This is a genomic window from Oligoflexus sp. (assembly GCF_035638955.1).
Lineage (GTDB): Bacteria > Bdellovibrionota_B > Oligoflexia > Oligoflexales > Oligoflexaceae > Oligoflexus.
Genome location: NZ_DASQYZ010000011.1, coordinates 1 through 2586, shown reverse-complemented (window position 1 = coordinate 2586; position 2586 = coordinate 1). Strand labels below are relative to the sequence as shown.

Sequence of the window (2586 nt, the reverse complement as noted above, 5' to 3'; positions counted from 1 at the left end):
AATGATGTGATTTACCACGAATGGGGTCACGCCCTCGATGATCATGTGGGTCGCAATCCTGGAATACGCGATCCTGCGTTTTCAGAAGGCATGGCGGATGTCGTGGCTGCGTTTTACAACGATGATCCGGCAATAGCGCCTTATTTTGTCTTTGATGATCCAAGGCCCATTCGCACCCTTACTGAGGCGCGGGTCTATCCGGATGATATCGGCCCCATGCATCATGAGGGTGGTATCATTTCCAGCACGTTTTGGGAACTTCGGCAGCTTTTGATAGATCGTTATGGCCCGCATCGCGGGGCCCATATCGCGGGTCGGCTGTTTTTTCGCCATCTGCTTGCAGTCGACTCCTATTTGGAAAGTTATGCCGCCGTCCTGCGCGTGGATGACAATGACAGTAACCCTGCCACACCAGGCCCCAATCACTGCCTGATCAATGCGGTCTTTGCGCGGCATGGGCTGACGGCAGCGGAACATTGCGAGGATCAACCTGTTGCCCTGGAACCGACTGCCCCCGATCTTCATCTGGCACTGCTGGATGCTGGACCTGAGGATAATGCCGTGCATGTCCTGGCGTCTGCACCGGCTGCTGATGCCATGGCCCTTTGCCTGGGCGCTCGGGCCACTTGCGAGGGTAACCCGGCCTCCTGGCTGCCCCTGCAGGCGGTGGGTCGACATCCGGACCGCGCCTTCTTTATGAGCACCAACCCCTTGCTGATGCCTTCACTCACACAGGTGACACTCATCCGACTGAATGCTTCCGGCGAACGGGTGAGCAGTCGCGAGTTGAAAATTTTTGCCAAATAATCGGGCATCCCATCTGGTCATCTGTAAATTCGTATGGTAAAAAACCCAGGACTGGTATTTTCCGCGTTTTGTTATAAAGTACGTGGGCTCTGAAGAATTTGTTGTAAGGGAGTCATTAGACTATGACGGAAGTAGCTCAGGAAAAGGAATCGGGAAAAAAAGGCAAAGCCGCAGCCGCCGCTGCTGCCCAGGACGATGCCGCTGAATCTTCGGATACCCGCGCAGGTGCGCAGGCCGCTGGCAGCAAGAAAATCCGCCTGACCCTGGTTGAAGACGATAACAATGCATTGGCTCAATTTCAGACGGCTCTGAAAGATCGTGGCGTCAAAGGCGTTGAGCTCAGCGACATCGTAACGGAAGCTCTGGCTACGGTTCCCCAGGAATGGTGGGATGCAAAGATTGAAGAGCTGACTCCGTTTGAATATAAGCTGCATGCCGCTCTCGGTAATCCCGAAATGCGCGCCAAGCTGATGTCACTGCTCGATGGCAAGAAAGCCTAATATTGAGCGAGTGGGTCTCCGCACTGCCGATTGCACCGACATGGCTGGTCCTTCTCGGACTGGCTATTGGTGTATTAAGCGGGCTTTTGGGTGTGGGTGGCGGCGTGCTCATGACGCCGGCTCTGCACGTCCTGGGATTGTCCATGCCCGTGGCGGTGGCCACAACCCTGACGCAAATGGTCGGGGCTTCTCTCTCCGGTTCGTTCAAACATCTCCGCAATAAAAATGTATCGCTGCCCCTGGCCTTGATCTTTGGTGTTCCTGGTATCCTCGGCATGCATGTCGGCCGCATTGTAATGAGTGCTTGGGCCAAGGACGTGAATGCGGACGAGGGTCTCAGTTGGCTCTATATGGGGCTGATGACTTACCTCGGTTTATCCATGCTGCGTAAACTCCGGGGCAAGCATTCCGGGGAAGCCGCGCGACCCATGCAGGGCTGGTGGACACGCGGTCCGGCCTTGACCATGCGCGGGCATCCTCATGCGATCCCTTTGCTGGCACCGGTCGTGGTTGGTTTTCTCGTCGGTATTCTGTCTGCGTTGACCGGACTGGGAGGCGGATTCTTTTATATTCCTGCCTTTGTCTTTTTGGGTGGCTGCAGCATCAAGGAGGCCGTCGGGACCTCACTGGCCACTGTATTTTTATCGAGTGCCTATGGGGCCATTGCCTATGGAGCTGCCGGACTCTCCAATATTCCGATCGCACTTTTACTCATGGTCGGCGCCATTGCCGGTGCACAGGCAGGAGCATCGATTGCGCATCGTTCGCGGAATGACAGCCTGCAGCTGCTCTTTGTTGTGCTCATCTTTGCTGCCCTCGCGTCCATGCTGTTGAAACGCTTTCATTGGGATACGGCCGCTCATGTGGTGCTGTTTGGAAGCGGTCTTGTGCTCATCATCATGGCCCTGTTCAAAATCCTTAAACCCCGTCTCAAACCACCGGCTTGATCCGAGCGCAAAACAAAGCAGCGCCTGCCTTCCCTGCCTAACTTTAAAGTGGCTTTGACTAACAAGGACGAGCTTCATTACACCTGGATCGATAGTGTAGCGAAGCAGGATCTCCCTCGCATCAAAGCTTTGATTTACGAGACCATCAAGAATCAAATGCAGGGTTCCCCCAGCTCAAACCCTGAGGAAATAGTCTGTTTTTGTTTTGATTTTTTCACGCTTTAAGTTGGTCTCGCGACCCAGGCGTTCAGCAACGGTCTCCTCAAAGGAAGCAGCACCGATTAGAGAATTCGCAAATTCCGCTGCAGAAGCTCAACCGGGCCCCGGTGGAA

General features: G+C 54.7%; 2 protein-coding genes and 1 pseudogene. All 3 read left to right on the top strand.

The features are described 5' to 3' along the window. A pseudogene (locus VE954_RS00655) lies at positions 1-807 on the top strand (hypothetical protein); the annotation flags it as partial. A gap of 122 nt (positions 808-929) precedes the next feature. Next, positions 930-1307: a hypothetical protein gene (locus VE954_RS00650; RefSeq protein WP_324948582.1), complete on the top strand. Its 378-nt coding sequence runs from the start codon at positions 930-932 to the stop codon at positions 1305-1307. A 2-nt stretch (positions 1308-1309) separates the two neighbouring features. After that, the gene (locus VE954_RS00645) at positions 1310-2254 is read left to right on the top strand and encodes a sulfite exporter TauE/SafE family protein (protein WP_324948580.1); all 945 of its coding nucleotides are present in this window, start codon (positions 1310-1312) and stop codon (positions 2252-2254) included. The last annotated feature ends 332 nt before the right edge of the window (positions 2255-2586 follow it).

What these genes read in the sequence shown, in the direction of transcription:
- VE954_RS00650 (WP_324948582.1), top strand. Translation starts at nt 930, where the DNA reads ATGACGGAAGTAGCTCAGGAAAAGGAATCGGGAAAAAAAGGCAAAGCC.